General features: G+C 68.0%; 15 protein-coding genes. 14 read left to right on the top strand and 1 reads right to left on the bottom strand.

Annotation, left to right across the window (positions count from 1 at the left end):
* Positions 1–96 precede the first annotated feature (96 nt).
* From VM780_RS00740 to VM780_RS00705, 8 genes are all read left to right on the top strand, one after another.
* A complete protein-coding gene (locus VM780_RS00740) occupies positions 97–1305 on the top strand; it encodes an aminotransferase class V-fold PLP-dependent enzyme (RefSeq protein ID WP_325444086.1) in 1209 nt (402 codons plus the stop codon).
* A 124-nt stretch (positions 1306–1429) separates the two neighbouring features.
* Entirely contained in the window at positions 1430–2371 is a 942-nt protein-coding gene (locus VM780_RS00735; protein WP_325444084.1) for a D-2-hydroxyacid dehydrogenase, read from the top strand.
* A 218-nt stretch (positions 2372–2589) separates the two neighbouring features.
* Positions 2590–3456, top strand: a complete 867-nt coding sequence (locus VM780_RS00730; RefSeq protein ID WP_325444082.1) for an NADP-dependent methylenetetrahydromethanopterin/methylenetetrahydrofolate dehydrogenase — start codon at positions 2590–2592, stop codon at positions 3454–3456.
* Positions 3456–4082: a methenyltetrahydrofolate cyclohydrolase gene (fchA, locus tag VM780_RS00725; RefSeq protein ID WP_325444080.1), complete on the top strand. Its 627-nt coding sequence runs from the start codon at positions 3456–3458 to the stop codon at positions 4080–4082. Before VM780_RS00730 ends, fchA begins: the two co-directional genes overlap by 1 nt.
* A gap of 44 nt (positions 4083–4126) precedes the next feature.
* On the top strand, positions 4127–5305 hold the full coding sequence (locus VM780_RS00720) for a malate--CoA ligase subunit beta (protein ID WP_325444078.1): 1179 nt from the start codon (positions 4127–4129) through the stop codon (positions 5303–5305).
* Between the two features lie 17 nt (positions 5306–5322).
* Positions 5323–6222: a succinate--CoA ligase subunit alpha gene (gene sucD / locus VM780_RS00715; protein WP_325444076.1), complete on the top strand. Its 900-nt coding sequence runs from the start codon at positions 5323–5325 to the stop codon at positions 6220–6222.
* Positions 6223–6315: 93 nt separating this feature from the next.
* Positions 6316–9078, top strand: coding sequence for a phosphoenolpyruvate carboxylase (locus VM780_RS00710; protein ID WP_325444075.1), 2763 nt, complete (start codon positions 6316–6318; stop codon positions 9076–9078).
* 162 nt (positions 9079–9240) lie between these two features.
* Positions 9241–10218 carry a CoA ester lyase gene (locus VM780_RS00705; RefSeq protein ID WP_325444073.1) on the top strand — a complete coding sequence of 326 codons (978 nt, stop codon included), beginning with the start codon at positions 9241–9243 and terminating at the stop codon, positions 10216–10218.
* A gap of 88 nt (positions 10219–10306) precedes the next feature.
* On the opposite strand, the gene VM780_RS00700 is transcribed toward VM780_RS00705, so the two are convergent.
* Positions 10307–11758, bottom strand: a complete 1452-nt coding sequence (locus VM780_RS00700) for an amino acid permease (protein ID WP_325444071.1) — start codon at positions 11756–11758, stop codon at positions 10307–10309.
* 225 nt (positions 11759–11983) lie between these two features.
* On the opposite strand from VM780_RS00700, the gene hpxZ reads away from it, so the two are divergent.
* The 6 genes from hpxZ (at position 11984) to VM780_RS00670 (ending at position 17820) form a co-directional block, all read left to right on the top strand.
* Positions 11984–12379, top strand: a complete 396-nt coding sequence (gene hpxZ, locus VM780_RS00695) for an oxalurate catabolism protein HpxZ (RefSeq protein ID WP_325444069.1) — start codon at positions 11984–11986, stop codon at positions 12377–12379.
* Between the two features lie 27 nt (positions 12380–12406).
* On the top strand, positions 12407–13483 hold the full coding sequence (locus VM780_RS00690) for a PAS domain-containing sensor histidine kinase (protein WP_325444067.1): 1077 nt from the start codon (positions 12407–12409) through the stop codon (positions 13481–13483).
* The gene (locus tag VM780_RS00685) at positions 13480–14109 is read left to right on the top strand and encodes a response regulator transcription factor (RefSeq protein WP_325444065.1); all 630 of its coding nucleotides are present in this window, start codon (positions 13480–13482) and stop codon (positions 14107–14109) included. Before VM780_RS00690 ends, VM780_RS00685 begins: the two co-directional genes overlap by 4 nt.
* Positions 14110–14247: 138 nt before the next feature.
* Positions 14248–15540 (top strand): amidohydrolase family protein, encoded by a 1293-nt coding sequence (locus VM780_RS00680; RefSeq protein ID WP_325444063.1) that lies wholly within the window; start codon positions 14248–14250, stop codon positions 15538–15540.
* 14 nt (positions 15541–15554) lie between these two features.
* Positions 15555–16082 carry a DUF1097 domain-containing protein gene (locus tag VM780_RS00675; RefSeq protein WP_325444061.1) on the top strand — a complete coding sequence of 176 codons (528 nt, stop codon included), beginning with the start codon at positions 15555–15557 and terminating at the stop codon, positions 16080–16082.
* A 190-nt stretch (positions 16083–16272) separates the two neighbouring features.
* Positions 16273–17820: a gamma-glutamyltransferase family protein gene (locus tag VM780_RS00670; protein WP_325444163.1), complete on the top strand. Its 1548-nt coding sequence runs from the start codon at positions 16273–16275 to the stop codon at positions 17818–17820.
* The last annotated feature ends 8 nt before the right edge of the window (positions 17821–17828 follow it).

The raw sequence follows: 17828 nt of genomic DNA, 5'->3' as shown, positions 1-17828 counted from the left end.
TTCGACGTAATGCTATGCGAACGTGACTGGCTGTCGCATAGTCAAATGCAACCCCCCGTGTATTTTCCGCCGCCAAGAAGCGCTTTGGAGGAAACAATGGCGAGACGCCCTGGTCGTAACTTCCTGTTCGTCCCCGGCCCGACCAACCTGCCCGACCGCGTCCTGCGTTCGATGGTCGTGTCGATGGAGGACCACCGCTCGCCGGCGTTTCCCGAGCTGACGCTGCCGCTGTTCGAGGGCATGAAGAAGGTCTTCAAGACCAAGGACGGCCAGGTCTTCATCTTCCCGTCTTCCGGCACGGGCGGCTGGGAAGCGGCGCTCACCAACACCCTTGCTCCCGGCGACAAGGTGCTGACCGCGCGCTTCGGCCAGTTCTCCCACCTCTGGATCGACATGGCCCAGCGCCTCGGCCTCGACGTCGAGGTCCAGGAGGAGGAGTGGGGCACGGGCGCCCACGAGGAGAAGATCGAGGAGGCCCTGCGCGCCGACAAGGCGCACGAGATCAAGGCCGTGATGGTGGTCCATAACGAGACCGCCACCGGCGTGACCTCGAACATCGGCGCCATCCGCAAGGCGATGGACGCCGCCGGCCATCCGGCGCTGCTGCTGGTCGACTCGGTCTCGGGCCTCGGCTCGATCGACTTCCGCTTCGACGAGTGGGGCGTCGACTGCGCCGTCTCCGGCTCCCAGAAGGGCCTGATGCTGCCGGCCGGCCTCGGCTTCGTGTGCGTCAGCCAGAAGGCGCTGAACGTCCGCAAGAACGCCAAGCTCAACAAGGTCTATTTCGACTTCGACGACCACATGAAGCAGAACCCGGCGGGCTATTTCCCGTACACGCCGGCCCTGCCGCTGCTCTACGGCCTCAAGGAGGCGCTCGCCTGCCTGTTCGAGGAAGGTCTCGACAACGTCTTCCATCGCCATCACGTGCTCGGCGAGGCGACCCGCAAGGCGGTTGACGCGTGGGGCCTCAAGCTCTGCGCCAAGAGCCCGCGCTGGTACTCGGACACCGTCAGCGCGATCCTGGCGCCTGAGGGCGTCGACGCGGCGAAAATCATCTCGCACGCTTACAACCGCTACAACCTCGCGCTCGGCGCCGGCCTTTCCAAGGTCGCCGGCAAGGTGTTCCGTATCGGCCATATCGGCGATCTCAACGAGCTCATGCTGCTCGGCGCGATCGCGGGCGCGGAGATGTCCATGCTCGACAACGGCGTGAAGATCGAAGCCGGCTCGGGCGTCGCGGCTGCGCAGCAGTATCTCCGCCAGAACCCGATCGAGAAGCAGGAAGCCACCCCCAAGGCGGCGTAATCCGGATCGCGATCCGGCGGGCCGGGCCGAAAGGCCTGTCCCGTCCGGGCCGCGCGCGATATGCCGTCTTTCTCAAGCGGCCAGCGGACGACGCCCTCCGCCAAGCCGCGAAATGGGGGTCTCCATGACGCACAAGATCGTCTTTCTCGACCGCGAAAGTCTCGACGCCAACGTTCGCGCGCCGAACTTCCCGCACGACTACAAGGAATACGAGTCGACCTGGACGCCGGATGAGATCGTCGAGCGGCTGAAAGACGCCGACATCGCGATCATCAACAAGGTGCCGATGCGCGCCGACGTCCTGAAGCAGCTTCCCAACCTGAAGCTGATCGCGGTCGCGGCGACCGGCACGGACGTCATCGACAAGGCGCAGGCCAAGGCGCAGGGGATCACGATCTCCAACATCCGCGGCTACGCGTTCAACACCGTCCCCGAGCATGTCATCGCGCTGCTGTTCGCGCTGCGGCGCTCGATCGTGCCCTACGCGCAGTCGGTGAAGCGCGGCGATTGGAACAAGTCGAGCCAGTTCTGCTACTTCGACTACCCGATCTACGACATCGCCGGTTCGACGCTCGGCATCATCGGCTATGGCGCGCTCGGCAAGTCGATCGGCAAGCGCGCCGAGGCGCTCGGCATGAAGGTCCTGCCCTACGACGTCTTCCCGCAGGAAGGCCTGGTGGATTTCGAGACCGTTCTGACGCAATCCGACGCCATCACGATCCACGTGCCGCTGACCCCGGACACGAAGAACATGTTCGGCGCCGAGCAGTTCAAGAAGATGAAGAAGCACGCGCTTCTCATCAACACGGCGCGCGGCGGGCTGGTCGACGAGGCGGCGCTGCTCGAGGCGCTGAAGTCGGGCGAGATCGGCGGCGCGGGGTTCGACGTCGTGGCTCAGGAGCCGCCGAAGAACGGCAACATCCTGTGCGAGGCGGACCTGCCGAACCTGATCGTCACCCCGCATGTCGCATGGGCCTCCAAGGAGGCGATGCAGATCCTCGCCGATCAGCTCATCGACAATGTCGAGAACTTCGTCGCCGGCAAGCCGTCCAACGTCGTGGAGTGAGGCGGAAGGCGGGGCGGCGTCCCGAATACTGAGCGCAAGGAGAGCCTCGGCCCGAACGGCCGGGCTCTCCGACGTCAAATTCCGACCGGACGGCGATCGCCGACGCTTCCGCTCCGGGCGGCCGCCGATGCGGGCGGCCCAGGACCAGGCGGCATCGGACCGCGCCCTCCTCGAGGGCGGTCAAGAAAACAGCCCGAGCGCGGGCGACAGGGAAAAACATGACAAAGAAGCTGCTTTTCCAATTCGACACCGACCCTGCGCCGAGCGTCTTCGATACGGTCGTCGGCTATGACGGCGGCGCGGACCACATCGCGGGCTATGGCGGCGTGACGGTCGAGAACGTCGGCGCCTATGTCGACGGCACGATCTACACGCGCGGCGGCTCCGAGAAGAAGTCGACCGCAATCTTTGTCGGCGGCGGCGACATGGCGGCCGGCGAGGCGGTCTACGACGCCGTGCAGAAGCGCTTCTTCGGCCCGTTCCGCGTCTCGACCATGCTCGACTCCAACGGCTCGAACACGACGGCTGCGGCCGGGGTGGCGCTTGCGGTGAAGGCGCTCGGCGGCGACGTGAAAGGCAAGAGGGCGGTGATCCTCGCCGGCACCGGTCCGGTGGGGATGCGCTCCGCCGCCATGCTCGGCAAGGAGGGCGCGACGGTCGCGATCGTCGGGCGCGCGCTCGACAAGGCCCAGAAGGCGGCCGACAACATCGAGAAGCGCTTTGGCGTCAAGGTTGAGGCCGTAGAGGCCAAGACGGCCGGCGACCGCGCCAAGGCGGTCGCCGGCGCGAACATGGTGTTTTCCGCCGGCGCGATCGGCCTCGAGCTGCTCGCCGAGGACGTGTGGAAGTCCGAGAGCTCGATCGAGATCGTGGTGGACTACAACGCCCAGCCGCCGCTCGGCATCGGCGGCATCGATGCGATGGACAAGGCGAAGGAGCGGCACGGCAAGCTCGCGCTGGGAGCGCTCGGCCTTGGCGGCCTGAAGCTCAAGCTGCACCGCACGCTGATCGGCAAGCTTTTCGAGGCGGCCGACCAGTCCTTCGATGCGGAGGAAATCTACGCCCTCGCCAAGGAAATGGCGTGATGGCGAAGGAGCAGGCGCTCGGCGCCTTCCTCGACGAGCTGGCGAGCGAGCAGCCCACCCCCGGCGGCGGCGGCGCCGCCGGCCTCTCCGGCGCGATGGGCGCGGCGCTGGTGTCGATGGTCTGCAACCTGACCATCGGCAAGCCGAAATACGCCGAGGTCGAGGGCGAGCTGAAGCGCGTCCTGGCCGAGTCCGAAGCGCTGCGCGCCAAGCTCACCGACGCGGTCGCTGATGACGTGGTGGCGTTCGACTCCGTGATGGCGGCTTATGGGCTGCCGCGCGCGACGGACGAGGAGAAGGCGGCGCGCAGCGAGAAGATCCAGGCGGCTCTGAAAGCCGCCACGGACGTGCCGCTCGAATGCGTGCGCCTGTGCGATCAGGTGATCCGGCTCGCCGAGATCGCGGCCGAGAAGGGTAACGTCAACGTCGTCAGCGACGCCGGCGTCGCCGTCCAGGCCGCTTATGCGGGCCTCACCAGCGCGGCGCTCAACGTCCGCGTCAATGCGCGCTCCATCAAGGACCGCGAATTCGCGGAAGGCCGGCTGAACGAGCTCGAGGCGCTGCTCCGCGACGCGCGCGCCATGACCGAAAAGACTTACGAGGTCGTCAAGAACAAGCTGGGCTGAACCACAACAAGCCCGCCGCGCCAACGACGGATGAGGAGGCTGCCATGGACGTTCACGAGTATCAGGCCAAAGAGTTGCTCGCGAGCTTCGGCGTTGCGGTCCCCAAGGGAGCCGTGGCGTTCAGCCCCGACCAGGCCGTCTACGCCGCGACCGAGCTCGGCGGCTCTCATTGGGCGGTGAAGGCGCAGATCCACGCCGGCGCGCGCGGCAAGGCGGGCGGGGTGAAGCTCTGCCGGACCTATAACGAAGTTCGTGACGCCGCCCAGTCGATGCTGGGCAAGCGGATGGTGACGAGCCAGACCGGCCCCGAGGGCAAGCCGGTCCAGCGGGTCTATGTCGAGGTCGCCGACCCGTTCGAGCGCGAGCTCTATCTCGGCTACGTGCTCGACCGGAAGGCCGAGCGGGTGCGCGTCATCGCCTCGGCGAATGGCGGCATGGAAGTCGAGGAGATCGCGCAGAAGGACCCGGACTCGCTGATCCAGGTCGTGGTCGAGCCCGCGGTCGGCCTTCAGCAGTTCGAGGCGCGCGAGATCGCCTTCCGGCTGGGCCTCAACATCAGGCAGGTGTCGGCGGCCGTGAAGGTGATCATGAACGCGTACCGGGCGTTCCGCGACACCGACGGCACCATGCTGGAGATCAACCCCCTGGTCGTGACGCCGGACGACCGGGTGCTCGCGCTCGACGCCAAGATGTCGTTCGACGACAACGCGCTCTTCCGCCGCCACGGCGTCGCGGACATGCACGACCCGTCGCAGAGCGACCCCCGCGAGGCGCAGGCGGCCGAGCACAACCTGAACTACATCGGGCTGGAAGGTGAGATCGGCTGCATCGTGAACGGCGCTGGCCTCGCCATGGCCACGATGGACATGATCAAGCACGCCGGCGGGGAGCCTGCGAACTTTCTCGACGTCGGCGGCGGCGCCAGCCCCGACCGTGTCGCCACCGCCTTCCGGCTGGTCCTGTCGGACAAGAACGTGAAGGCGATCCTGGTGAACATCTTCGCCGGCATCAACCGTTGCGACTGGGTCGCGCAGGGCGTCATCCAGGCCGCCAAGGAGGTGAAGATCGAGGTGCCGCTGATCGTCAGGCTGGCGGGCACGAATGTCGAGGCCGGCAAGAAGATCCTCGAAGATTCGGGGCTCGACCTGATCGCCGCCGACACGCTTGCGGAGGCGGCGAAGAAGGCCGTCGACGCCTGTCACAGCGTCCAGAGCGCGGCCTGAGCGAGAGGGAGGACACGATGAGCATCCTGATCGACGAGAAGACGCCAATCATCGTCCAGGGCATCACGGGCGATAAGGGCACGTTCCACGCCAAGGAGATGCTGGAGTACGGCTCCAACGTCGTCGGCGGCGTCACGCCGGGCAAGGGCGGCAAGACGCATCTCGGCCTGCCGGTTTTCAACACCGTCAAGGACGCCGTGCGCGCGACCGGGGCGACCACCTCGATCACCTTCGTGGCGCCGCCGTTCGCGGCCGACGCCATCATGGAGGCGGCCGACGCGGGCCTGAAGCTGGTCTGCTCGATCACCGACGGCATCCCGGCGCAGGACATGATGCGGGTGAAGCGCTACCTGTTCCGCTATCCGAAGGAGAAGCGGACGATGGTGGTGGGGCCGAACTGCGCCGGCATCATCTCGCCCGGCAAGGCCATGCTCGGCATCATGCCCGGCCACATCTACCTGCAGGGCAAGGTCGGGGTGATCTCCCGCTCCGGCACGCTCGGCTACGAGGCCGCGAGCCAGATGAAGGCGCTCGGCATCGGCATCTCGACCTCGGTCGGCATTGGCGGCGACCCGATCAACGGCTCCTCCTTCCTCGATCATCTCGCGCTGTTCGAACAGGACCCGGAGACCGAGGCGGTGCTGATGATCGGCGAGATCGGCGGTCCGCAGGAGGCCGAGGCCTCGGCCTGGATCAAGGAGAACTTCTCCAAGCCGGTGATCGGCTTCGTCGCCGGCCTGACGGCCCCGAAGGGCCGCCGCATGGGCCATGCGGGCGCGATCATCTCGGCGACCGGGGACAGCGCGGCCGAGAAGGCGGAGATCATGAAGTCCTATGGACTGACGGTCGCGCCCGATCCCGGCTCGTTCGGCACGACCGTTGCAGAAGTCCTGGCGAAGACCAGGAAGGCCGCCTGAGTTTCGCTCATTCTTCCGGACGGCTTAAGCCGTCCGGCGGTCATCCGCCTCCGGCAGGGAAGCGCGCAGGCGCATGACGAAATGGACATCGTGATGGCACCCATCTCCCAGCTTGCGGCGTTCCCGCCCGACGCGCCCTTCGCCCCGCCTGCGATCACCGGCACCTCGCCGGACGCGGCGACCGAAATCCTGTTCCACGCGCTTCTCGAGATCTGCCGCCGCCATCAGCCGGAGCTGGAGCCCGTGCTGAAAGGAGAGGCGGACATCTCCCGGCTCACGCCGGAGCGGATGGGCCGGGCGCTGCAGCTTCAGGGCATATGGTTCCGCCTGCTGTCGATCGTGGAAGAGAACACCGCGATGCGCCGGCGCCGTCATGTCGAGCGCAATCAGGGCCGCGCCGAGATCAAGGGCACGTTCTCGAACGTGCTGGCGCATGCGGCGGCGGCCGGCGTGAAGCCGGCCGAGATCCACGAGATGCTCAAGAACCTCCGCATCCGGCCGACGCTCACGGCGCATCCGACGGAGAGCAAGCGCGTCACGGTGCTGGAGAAGCTGCGCAAGGTCTATCTGCTGCTGCGCGAGCTCGAGCTGCCGCGCTGGACAGAGCGCGAGCGCAACGCCCTGATGGCGGATCTCCGGGACCAGATCGAGCTGATCTGGCTGACCGGCGAACTCCAGCTCGAGAAGGCGACCGTCGTCCGTGAGGTCTCATGGGTCCTCCACTTCTTCGACGAGTCGCTGTTCGAGACGCTGCCGGAGCTGCTGGACTCGCTGGAATCCTCGCTCGCCGAGTACTATCCGGACGAGCAGTTCGAGATGCCGCCCTTCTTCCAGTTCGGCTCCTGGGTCGGCGGCGACCGCGACGGCAACCCGTTCGTCACCTCGGCCGAGACCCGCACCACGCTGAAGCGCAACGCCCGCGCCAGCATGAGGCGCTACCGCGCGCGGCTGAACGATCTCGCCAAATGGCTGTCGATCACCGAGCGGGCGCTGCTGACGCCGATCTCCTTCCGCAAGGAGCTGAAGGAGCGCCTCGACGCCAGCGGCGACGGCGAAGCGATCGCGGCGCGCAATCCCGGCGAGCACTTCCGGCAGTTCCTGAGCTGCGTGCTGCGCAAGCTCGACGCCACAATCGAGCGCAACAAGGAAGAGCCGACCGCCGCGCCGGCGCCGTCCTACAAGGACGCCGACGAACTCATCAACGACCTCAAGGCCCTCGAGCAGGGGCTGATCGACGCCGACTGCCGTTCGCTCGCGATCCACCAGGTGCGGCCGGTGCGGCGCATGGTCGAGATCTTCCGGTTCTCGACCGTCCATCTCGACTTGCGCGAGAACTCGACGCGCACCACCAAAACGCTGCAGGAGATCTGGTCGTCGGTCGAGGGCGCGCCCGTCGAGGAAGCGCCGGACGTCGACTCCAGCGAGTGGCGGGCCTGGCTGACCGCTGAGCTTTCGAAGCCGCGCACCACGCCGCGCCCGCTCAAGCTCTCGGAGGAGGCGCGCGAGACGCTCGCGACCTTCGCGCTCGTAGGCGAGATGCGCGCGGAGCTCGACCGCGAGGCGGTCGGCGCCTTCATCCTGTCCATGACGCGGTCGGTCAACGACGTCCTCGGCGCCTATCTGCTGGCCAAGGAGGCCCGGATCTATCTCGACAGCCCAGGGGTCGAGATCTGCCAGCTGCCGATCGTGCCGCTGTTCGAGACCATCGAGGATCTGCGCGCGGCGCCCGCGATCATGAAGGAACTGCTCGCGATCCCGCTCGTACGCCGGTCGGTGCGCTGGCAGGGCGGCTTCCACGAGGTGATGATCGGCTACTCTGACTCCAACAAGGACGGCGGCTACTTCGCCTCCAACTGGGAGCTCTACAAGGCGCAGGCCAAGCTGACCGAGGTCGGCGAGCAGGCCGGCGTGCCGATCGCCTTCTTCCACGGCCGCGGCGGCTCGGTCTCCCGCGGCGGCGCGCCGACGGCGCGCGCGATCGCGGCGCAGCCGCCCGGCTCCATCCGCCGGCAGTACCGGGTCACGGACCAGGGCGAGGTGGTCTCGTTCAAATACTCGAACCGCGGCACCGCGGCGTTCCAGATGGAGCTCACCGCCGCGTCGGTGATGGACCATGTGCTGAACTCGGCCAAGGAGGTCGACGCCGGGCGGCACGAGTTCGACGACGCCATGGAGGCGCTCTCGGGCGCCTCGCGCGCGGTCTATACGCAGCTGATCAACCACCCCGGGCTGGTGGAGTATTTCCAGAATGCGAGCCCGCTCGACGAGCTCGCGCTGCTCAACATCGGATCGCGTCCCGCCCGCCGGTTCGGCGCGCGCACGCTGTCCGATCTCCGCGCGATCCCCTGGGTGTTCGCCTGGGCGCAGAACCGGCACATCATCACCGGCTGGTACGGCATCGGCTCGGCGCTCAAGAGCTTCATCGAGGTCCGCGGCGAGACCGGCGAGGCGCTGCTGCACCGCATGTTCGAGCGGTCCAAGCTGTTCCGTCTGATCCTCGACGAGGTCGAGAAGACGCTCCGCATGGTCGACCTGTCGATCGCCCGGGAATACTCCAAGCTGGTGCCGAACGAGGCGATCCGGGAGGAGATCTTCCGGATGATCGAGGCCGAATATGCGCTCACCTGCGAGATGGTGCTGCGCGTCAGCGGCGGCGGCGAGATCGCGTTCCGTTATCCGGCCTTCCGAGAGCGGCTGAACGAGCGTCTGCCGGTCATCAACCAGGTCAGCCGCGAGCAGGTCGAACTGCTGCGCCGGTTCCGCGCCGAGACCGACGAGTTCAAGCGCGACGAGACCAAGTCGGCGCTGCTGCTGTCGATCAACTGCATCGCGGTCGGGTTCGGCGCGACGGGCTGAGCGCCGCCGCCGTCCGCCCTGCGACCGAGCCGCGCAGTAGACGAAATGCCGGGCTGTTCCCGCCCGGGCTAGTTCTGTTGACGAATAGGCAAATCAACCGGACCGCCGCAGAAAGTCCGGACGCAGGCGAGACGGAACGGTCAAAGACTTGAGGAGGACCAAATGAGCTTCACCCTGATCCAGCAGGCGACCCCGCGGCTGCACCGCTCCGAACTCGCCGTGCCGGGCTCGAACCCGACCTTCATGGAGAAGTCGGCTAAGTCGAACGCGGACGTCATCTTCCTCGACCTTGAGGACGCCGTCGCGCCCGACGACAAGGAGCAGGCCCGCAAGAACATCATCGAAGCCCTGAACGACATCGATTGGGGCTCCAAGACCATGATGATCCGCATCAATGGTCTCGACACGCACTACATGTATCGCGACGTCATCGACATCGTCGAGAAATGCCCGCGCCTCGACATGATCCTGATTCCGAAGGTCGGTGTGCCTGCGGACGTTTACGCAGTCGATATGCTGACCACGCAGGTTGAGCAGTCGATCAAGCGCGAGAAGAAGATCGGCTTCGAAGTGCTGATCGAGACCGCGCTCGGCATGGCCAACGTCGAGGCGATCGCGACCTCCTCCAAGCGGCTCGAGGCGATGTCCTTCGGCGTCGCCGACTACGCCGCCTCCTGCCGGACCCGCTCCACCATCATCGGCGGCGTGAACCCCGACTACTCGGTCCTGACCGACAAGGACGAGGCCGGCAACCGCGAGACGCACTGGCAGGATCCGTGGCTGTTCGCCCAGCAGCGCATGCTGGTCGCCTGCCGCGCCTACGGCCTGCGTCCGATCGACGGCCCGTTCGGCGACTTCTCCGATCCCGACGGCTACATCTCGGCCGCCCGCCGCTGCGCCGCCGCCGGCTATGAGGGCAAGTGGGCGATCCATCCCTCGCAGATCGACCTCGCGAACGACGTGTTCACGCCGTCCGAGGCGGAAGTCACGAAGGCCCGCCGCATCCTCGAGGCGATGGAAGAGGCCGCCAAGGCCGGCAAGGGGGCGGTTTCGCTCGACGGCCGCCTGATCGACATCGCCTCCATCCGCATGGCCGAGGCGCTGATCAACAAGGCCGACGCGATGAAGCAGGCCGCCTGAGCCTGCTCCGGATCGCTCCCGCGATCTGTCTCTGATCCAGCGGAAGGCGGCGGCTCCAGGGTCGCCGCCTTCTTGCGTTCGGGGCGCCTCAGGCGGCCTCGCGCTGCACGGTCGAGTGCCGCCGCCCATAGGCAAAATAGATCGCAAAGCCGATCGCCATCCAGACCAGCAGCCGGAGCCAGGTATCGAGCGGCAGCCCAGCCATCAGGGTCAGGCAGAACAGAATGCCGAGGATGGGCACGAGCGGCGCGCCCGGCGTCCGGAACGGGCGGTGCGCCTTGGCCTCCGAGCGCCTCAGATAGAGCACCGCCGCGCACACCAGGATGAACGCGAACAGCGTCCCGATGCTGACCATCTCTCCCAGGATGCTGACGGGCAGTACGCCGGCCGTCAGAGCGACCAGCGAGCCGATCAGGATCTGGCTGATGAAAGGCGTGCCGAACCTCGGATGGATGCGGGAGAAGACCGGCGGCAGCAGGCCGTCCTTGGCCATGGTGTAGAAGATGCGGGTCTGGCCGTAGAGCAGCACGAGCATCACGGTCGTGAGGCCCGCGATCGCCCCGATCTTGATGAGGCTCGCGAACCAGCCGAGCCCGATCATGTCGACGGCTTTCGCGATCGGGTCCGGCACGTTCAGTTCGGCGAACGGAACGATCCCAGTCAGCACGGCGGAGACCGCCACATAGAGTAGCGTGCAGACGACCAGCGAGCCGAGGATGCCGATCGGCATGTCGCGCTGCGGCTTGATCGCCTCCTGCGCGGCTGTGGAGACCGCGTCGAACCCGATATAGGCGTAGAACACCACCGCCGCGCCGCGCAGCACGCCGCTCCAGCCGAATTCGCCGAACGCGCCGCGGTTCTCGGGCACGAAAGGCCGCCAGTGCGAGGTGTCCACGTAGAAGGCGCCGATCGCCACGAAGCTGATCACCACGATGAGCTTGACGCCCACCATGATGTTGTTGACCCGCGCCGACTCCCGGGTGCCGCGCGCGAGCATGAAGGTCAGCGCCAGCACGATGAGCGCCGCCGGCAGGTTGAAGATCCCTGTCGCCTCACCGCCGTCGGCGAGCTTTACGACCGTGCCGGTGGCGTTCGTCAGCTGGGGCGGGAGGTAGATTCCGACGTCGCGCAGCAGGCTCACGGCGTAGCCCGACCAGCCGACCGAGACGGTCGCGGCGCCCATCGCGTATTCCAGCACCAGGTCCCAGCCGATCACCCAGGCGCAGAACTCGCCGAGCGTGGCGTAGGTGTAGGTGTAGCTCGACCCTGACACAGGGATCAGCGCCGCGAGTTCGGCGTAGCACAGCCCGACGAACGCGCAGGCGACGCCAGCCAGCACGAAGGACAGCACGATCCCAGGGCCGGCGTAGCTCGCCGCGGCGGTGCCGGTCAGGACGAAGATGCCCGCGCCGATGATCGCCCCGACGCCCATCGCGATGATGCTGAGCGCGCTGAGCGACCTTTTCAGCCCGTGCGGCCCGTCGTCGTCGGTCGCCGCAAGGCTTTCGAGGCTCTTGCGGAGCATCAGCGTCGTCGCCATCGGCGGTTCTCCAAAGCCGCCGCGCGGCGGAAGAGGGCGCGAAGCCCCGGCGTCAGTAAAGCAAGTCGCGCGCCTCTCGGCCCGCGCGAGTGCAAGATATGCCGCCGGACTCCGGCGGCGACTCCGCCAACAGGCGAAGAGGAGATCCTCGCGACCGGGGCCGGCGCCGCTCGCAGGCCCCGCGGCCGCCTGTTAGTTTGGGGCTGCTGATCGGGGGAGCGCCGCATGACTGTCGATCTGCCGGACGTCCTGGGGGAGGTGCGCGCCGCCTTTGCGGCCTATGAGGCCGCCCTCGTCGGGAACGACGTGGCGACGCTCGAAGCGCTGTTTCGCGACGATTCGCGAACCATCCGCTACGGCGCGGGCGAGAACCTCTACGGGATGAACGAGATTCGCGCGTTCCGCCGCGCGCGCTCTCCGGCCGGACTTGCGCGCAGCCTGGAGCGCACGGCGATCACCACTTTCGGGCGCGACCTCGCCATCGCCAACACCTTGTTCCGGCGGGAGACAGCCCCGGGAAAGATCGGCCGCCAGAGCCAGACCTGGGTCCGATTTCACGACGGCTGGAAGATCGTCGCCGCGCATGTCAGCGTGATCGAGGATCCAGGCTCGGCCGGCTAAGGTCGGGGAGCTTCGCGGATTGGCCAAATGACCGTGACCGACGCCGCCGACCGACGTCTCCGCCGCGCTCTGCTCGAGAACATCCCGGACATGGCGTGGCTGAAGGATCGCGACTCCCGCTATCTCGCCGTCAGCGCGACCTATCTGGAGGCGCTCGGCGTGACCGAAACCGAGGTCATCGGCAAGCGGCCCGACGAGGTGTGGCCGCCCGAGGTCGCGGAGGTCTATCTCCGGACGGATCGCGGCGTGCTGAAGAGCGGCAAGCGCCGCCGCTACGAGGAAAGCCGGCGGGATTCCTCGGGAGAGCTGCGCTGGTACGAGACCATCAAATCGCCGATGCGAGACGACTCCGGACGCATCATCGGCACGGTCGGCATCTCGCGCGACATCACCCGGCGGAAGGCCTCTGAGGCGGAGCTGATCGCCTCGCGCGCGGAGCTGCGGCGGCTCTCGGGAGCGGAGCAGCGGGCGCGCGAAAGCGAGCGCGCCAGGATCGCCCGGGAACTGCACGACGAGCTCGGCCAGACGCTGACCGCGATCAAGATGCAGCTCGTCTCGATGAAGACGCGCGAGCCGGAGCCGGCGGAGGCCGTGGCGGCGCGGCTCGACAAGCTAATCGGCATCGTCGACCGCTCGGTGAGCGATCTCAGGCGGATCGCAACGGAGCTCCGGCCGCTCATCCTCGACGAACTTGGTCTCCGGGCCGCGCTCGAGTGGCTGACACAGACAGTGGGCGAAGCGGCGCAACTGCCGATCTCCCTCGAATTCGAGGCCGCCGCGCCGGCTTTCGATCCGGACGCCAGCACCGCCGCCTTCCGGATCGTGCAGGAGGCGCTGACCAACGCCGTGCGGCACGGCGCGGCGAACCGCGTTCAGGTCCGCGGCCGCCGGCGCGACGGCGCGTTCTGGGTCGAAGTGATCGATGACGGCCGCGGCATCGACCCGTCGTCGACAGCGAGCGGCAGGCTCGGTCTCGCCGGCATGCGGGAAAGGGCGCGGTCAGTTGGAGGGACGATCGAGATACTGGGCGCTCCGGGCCGCGGCACCACAGTGACGTTGCGGCTGCCGCTGTCGCGTGGGCGGCCGAGAGGGAGCAGGCGATGATCCGGATCTGGATCGCCGACGACCACGCCATCTTCCGGGAAGGCCTCCGGCAGATCCTGTGCGACCAGCCGGACTTCGTGATCGTCGGCGAAGCCACCAACGGCGCCGAACTTCTGGCCCGCCTCGCCGCGACGCCATGCGACGTGGTCCTGGTCGATCTGTCGATGCCCGGCGCCGAGGGCGTCGGCCTGGTCCGCGAGGTGGCGGCGCTCGACGGCGGCCAACGCGTGGTCGTGCTGTCGATGCATGAGGAGCGGCAATATGTGATCGAGGCGCTGAAGGCCGGCGCAGTCGGCTACGTCACCAAGGCGAGCGCCTCCGACCAGCTGTTCGACGCCATCCGGAAGGCCGCCGCCGGCGAGCTCGCCGTCAGCCCGGCCGCCTCGCAGGCGATGATCCGCCAGATGCTCCAGCCGGAGGACCCTCGTCCCCATGAGCGGCTGACCGCTCGTGAGCGCCAGATCTTCGACCTGCTGGTCGCCGGCAAGACGGTCTCGGCGATCGCGCGCTCCCTTGGCTTGAGCGTCAAGACGGCCTCCACGCACAAGTCGAACGTGCTGCTCAAGATGGGCGTCGAGACCACCACCGACCTCGTGCGCTACGCGCTCGCGAAACGGCTCGACTGACGGTCCGCTGCGCCGCAGCTCGGAAAAGTCCTAGAGGCCGGCCGGACGCCGCCGATTGGCGCGCTCTCGGCGAGGCGCCACTGTCCTCCATAACAAGCAGGACCGTCCCGCGAAGGGCGGCCACAGGAGGAGACGCCGATGGACATCGTCCTGCGCCGCGTCCGGATCGACGACGAACAGCCGCTGGTGGACATCGGCGTCGAGAACGGCCGCATCGTGGAGATCGCCGAGACCATCGAAGGTCACGGCGCCGAGGAGATCGACGCCGAGGGGCGCGCCGCGCTGCCCGGCTTCGTCGAGCCGCACCTGCATCTCGAGAAGGCCTTCCTGCACCGCCGGCTGCCGGCGCGCACCGGCACGCTCGAGGAAGCGATCCGCGTCACCGGCATTCTCAAGGCGAAGCAGGAGCGGGAGGACGTCCTGGAGCGGTCCCGCCGCGTGCTCGACATGGCGGTGCGTAACGGCACCACCGTCATCCGCGCCCACCCGGACGTCGATCCGATCCAGGGCCTGATCGGCGTCGAGACCGCAGTCGAGCTCCGCGAGGAGTATCGCGACCTCGTCGACCTGCAGATCGTCGCCTTCCCTCAGGAGGGCATCCTCAAGACCGAGGGGGTCGACGAGCTGATGGAGGCGGCGCTCGACATGGGCGCGGACGTCGTCGGCGGCTGCCCCTACAACGAGCTCAGCTGGGACGACACCAAGAGCCACATCGACAAGGTTTTCGATCTCGCGGCCCGCCGCGGCCTGCCGATCGACATGCATGTCGACTTCGCCGACGACGTCCGCGACGAGCGCTTCGCCTCGGCCCGCTACATCGCCGAAAAGACGATCGAGACCGGCTACCAGGGGCGCGTCGCGCTTGGCCACGTCACGAGCCTCGGCGCGCTTGCGCCCGAGGAGGCCAAGCCGGTCATCGATCTCCTGCGGCGGGCCGAGATCCACATCGTCACGCTGCCTGCGACGGACGTTTATCTCGGCGGCCGGAAGGACGAGGCCAAGCCGCGCCGCGGGCTGACGCCGGTCCGCGCGCTGCACGAGGCGGGCGTCAACGTCGCCTACTCGTCGAACAACATCCGCAACGCCTTCACGCCGTTCGGGAAGGCGGATCCGCTGCAGATCGGCAATCTGCTCGCCCATCTGGTCCAGTTCGGCACGCCCGAGCACCAGGCCGAGATTCTGAAGATGGGCACCGTGAACGCCGCGCGGGTCGTCGGCGTCTCGGACGATTACGGGCTCGCCGTCGGCAAGCAGGCCGACATCGTGATCCTCGACACGCTGACGGTCGCAGACGCGCTGCTCGACCTTCCGGTCCGGTCGTGGGTGCTGAAGCGCGGCCGCGTGACGGTCGTCACGACGGTGGAGAGCCGCATCTGCCGCGACTGCGGCAAGAACCATTCCCTGAGGACGCCGCAAGCCGCGGCCCGCTGAACGAGGATCCGGCCATGAGGAAACTGCCTGTCGAGATCGTCTCCTCCACGCTCGCAGTGACGACGCTGTTCTACCCCTGGCATCTCCCGGTCTGGGCGATCTTCGTGGCGTGGGCGGGCACATTCGCCGCGGGCGGGCCCAAGCCCGAAGTGTTGCGCAAGATCTGGCCGACGATGGCGATCGGCAACGTCACGGCCTGCCTGATCGTGCTGCTGTTCGGGGTCGCGTCACAGCACCTCACCGGCGCGCCGCTGACCATCGCGCATTGCGTGATCCTGTTCTGCCTCAACGGCGGGATGATGGCGCTGGGACGGCTCGAGCCGCTTAGCTTCATTCCCGGCATGTTCTTCGGCTTCGCGTCGTTCTTCGCGACCTATTTCGGCGGCTTCGGGCCAGCGCCGAAGGACCCGTTCGTCGCGCTCGCCGCGGTCGCGGCGATGAACGCGCTCGGGCCGATCTACGCGATCCTGACCGCCAAGTTCGGGGCGCATCATCATCCTGCGCCGCATTCTGCGGCGGCGACCGCTCCGGCGCGCAGCTGAGGAGCTGCGCGGCTTTCTGAAGCCGCGCCTCCATGCCCAACATGAAGTGAAGGCCGCGCCTATGCCGTCCAATCCGATCCTCTGCGCGCCTGCGGGCGCGACCTCGCGCGCCGGAGCAGCGCCTCTCCGCGAAGTGCCGGCGCCGGCGGAGGCGATCGTTCGGCCGCAGCTCGCAACCTCCGGCGCGGGCATGGTCACGAGCCCGCACACGCTGGCGAGCGAGACCGGCGCCCGGGTGCTACGGGAGGGCGGCGACGCGATCGAGGCGGCGGTCGCGATCGGGGCTGCGATCGCCGTCACCTATCCGCATTTCTGCGGGATCGGCGGCGACGCGATCTGGATGATCGCGGATCGGGACGGTCGCCGCGCCACCGTGATGGGCATCGGCCAGGCGCCTGGCCGGCTTCCGGCTTATGACCGCCCGATCCCGCTGCGCGGAGCGGCGTCCACTGCCTCCTCCGCCTGCGCGGTCGACGCCTGGCGGGTCGCGCTCGAGTTCTCCAAGGCCAACTGGGGCGGGCGCAGAAGCCTCGCTGAGCTGATCGAGCCGGCGATCGGTTTCGCCGAAGACGGCTTCCCGCTGTCGGCCTCGCAGGCGTTCTGGACCGACTTCCGCAGGACCGATCTGCCGGACTGGCCCGGCTTCCAGAAGACATTCATGCCCGGCGGAGCGCCGCCGCGAGCGGGTCAGACCTTCGTGCAGAAGGAACTGGCGGAAAGCCTCAGGCTGATCGCCCGGAACGGCGCCCGCGATTTTTACGAAGGCGAGCTCGCTTCCCGTCTGGCCGAAGGGCTCGCCGAGGCGGGCTCGCCGCTGACCGCGCAGGACCTGCGGGCGACCCGGGCGCTGCTCGAGGAGCCGGTCGCGCTGGACTACCGCGGGCTCACTCTGCTCGCGCCGCCGCCGCCGACCCAGGGGATCACGACGCTCGCGATCATGGGGATTCTGAACCGGTTCGACCTCGCCGCGGTCGACGAGGGAAGCCCGGACTTTTATCATCTGTGCGTCGAGGCGGTGAAGCAGGCCTTTCTCGACCGCGGCCGGATCGTCGATCCGCGCTTCGCGGACCTGCCTACGGGCCTCTGGCTCAACGCCGAGCTGCTCGACCGGAAGGCCGCGGCGATCGACCGGAGGCGCGCCCTGCCGTGGCCGGCGACGTTCAAGACGGGCGACACCGTGTTCTTCGGCGCGACCGACGCCGAGGGCCGCAGCGTCAGCGTGCTGCAGAGCACCTATTTCGACTGGGGAAGCGGAGTGGTCGTCGGCGACACCGGCGTGCTCTGGCAGAACCGCGGGGCGGCCTTCAGCGCAGATCCCCGTAGCCCGAACGTCATCGCGCCGGGCAAGCGGCCATTTTACACGCTCAATCCCGGGATGGCGCTCAAGAACGGCCGCCCCCGGATCCTGTACGGCACGCAGGGCGCGGACGGTCAGCCGCAGACGCTCGCGGCGGTCCTGACCCGCCTGATCGACTACGGCCTCGACCCCGCCGAGGCGCTGGCCCGGCCGCGCTTCCTACTCGGCCGCACATTTTCGGACAGCCGCGACACGCTGAAACTCGAGGCGAGCGTCGGCGCCGCCACTGTCGCGGCGCTCGAGCGGATGGGACATGAGACGAGCGTGATCGCGGCGAACAGCCCGCTCGCCGGACAGGCCGGCGCAATCGTCATCGGCGACGACGGCCTGGTCCGCGGCGCGCACGACCCGCGCAGTGACGGGCAGGCCATCGGGATCTGAGGCGCCGC

Source organism: Hansschlegelia sp., assembly GCF_035538955.1.
Lineage (GTDB): Bacteria > Pseudomonadota > Alphaproteobacteria > Rhizobiales > Methylopilaceae > Methylopila.
This window is presented reverse-complemented; position numbering and strand designations above follow the sequence as displayed.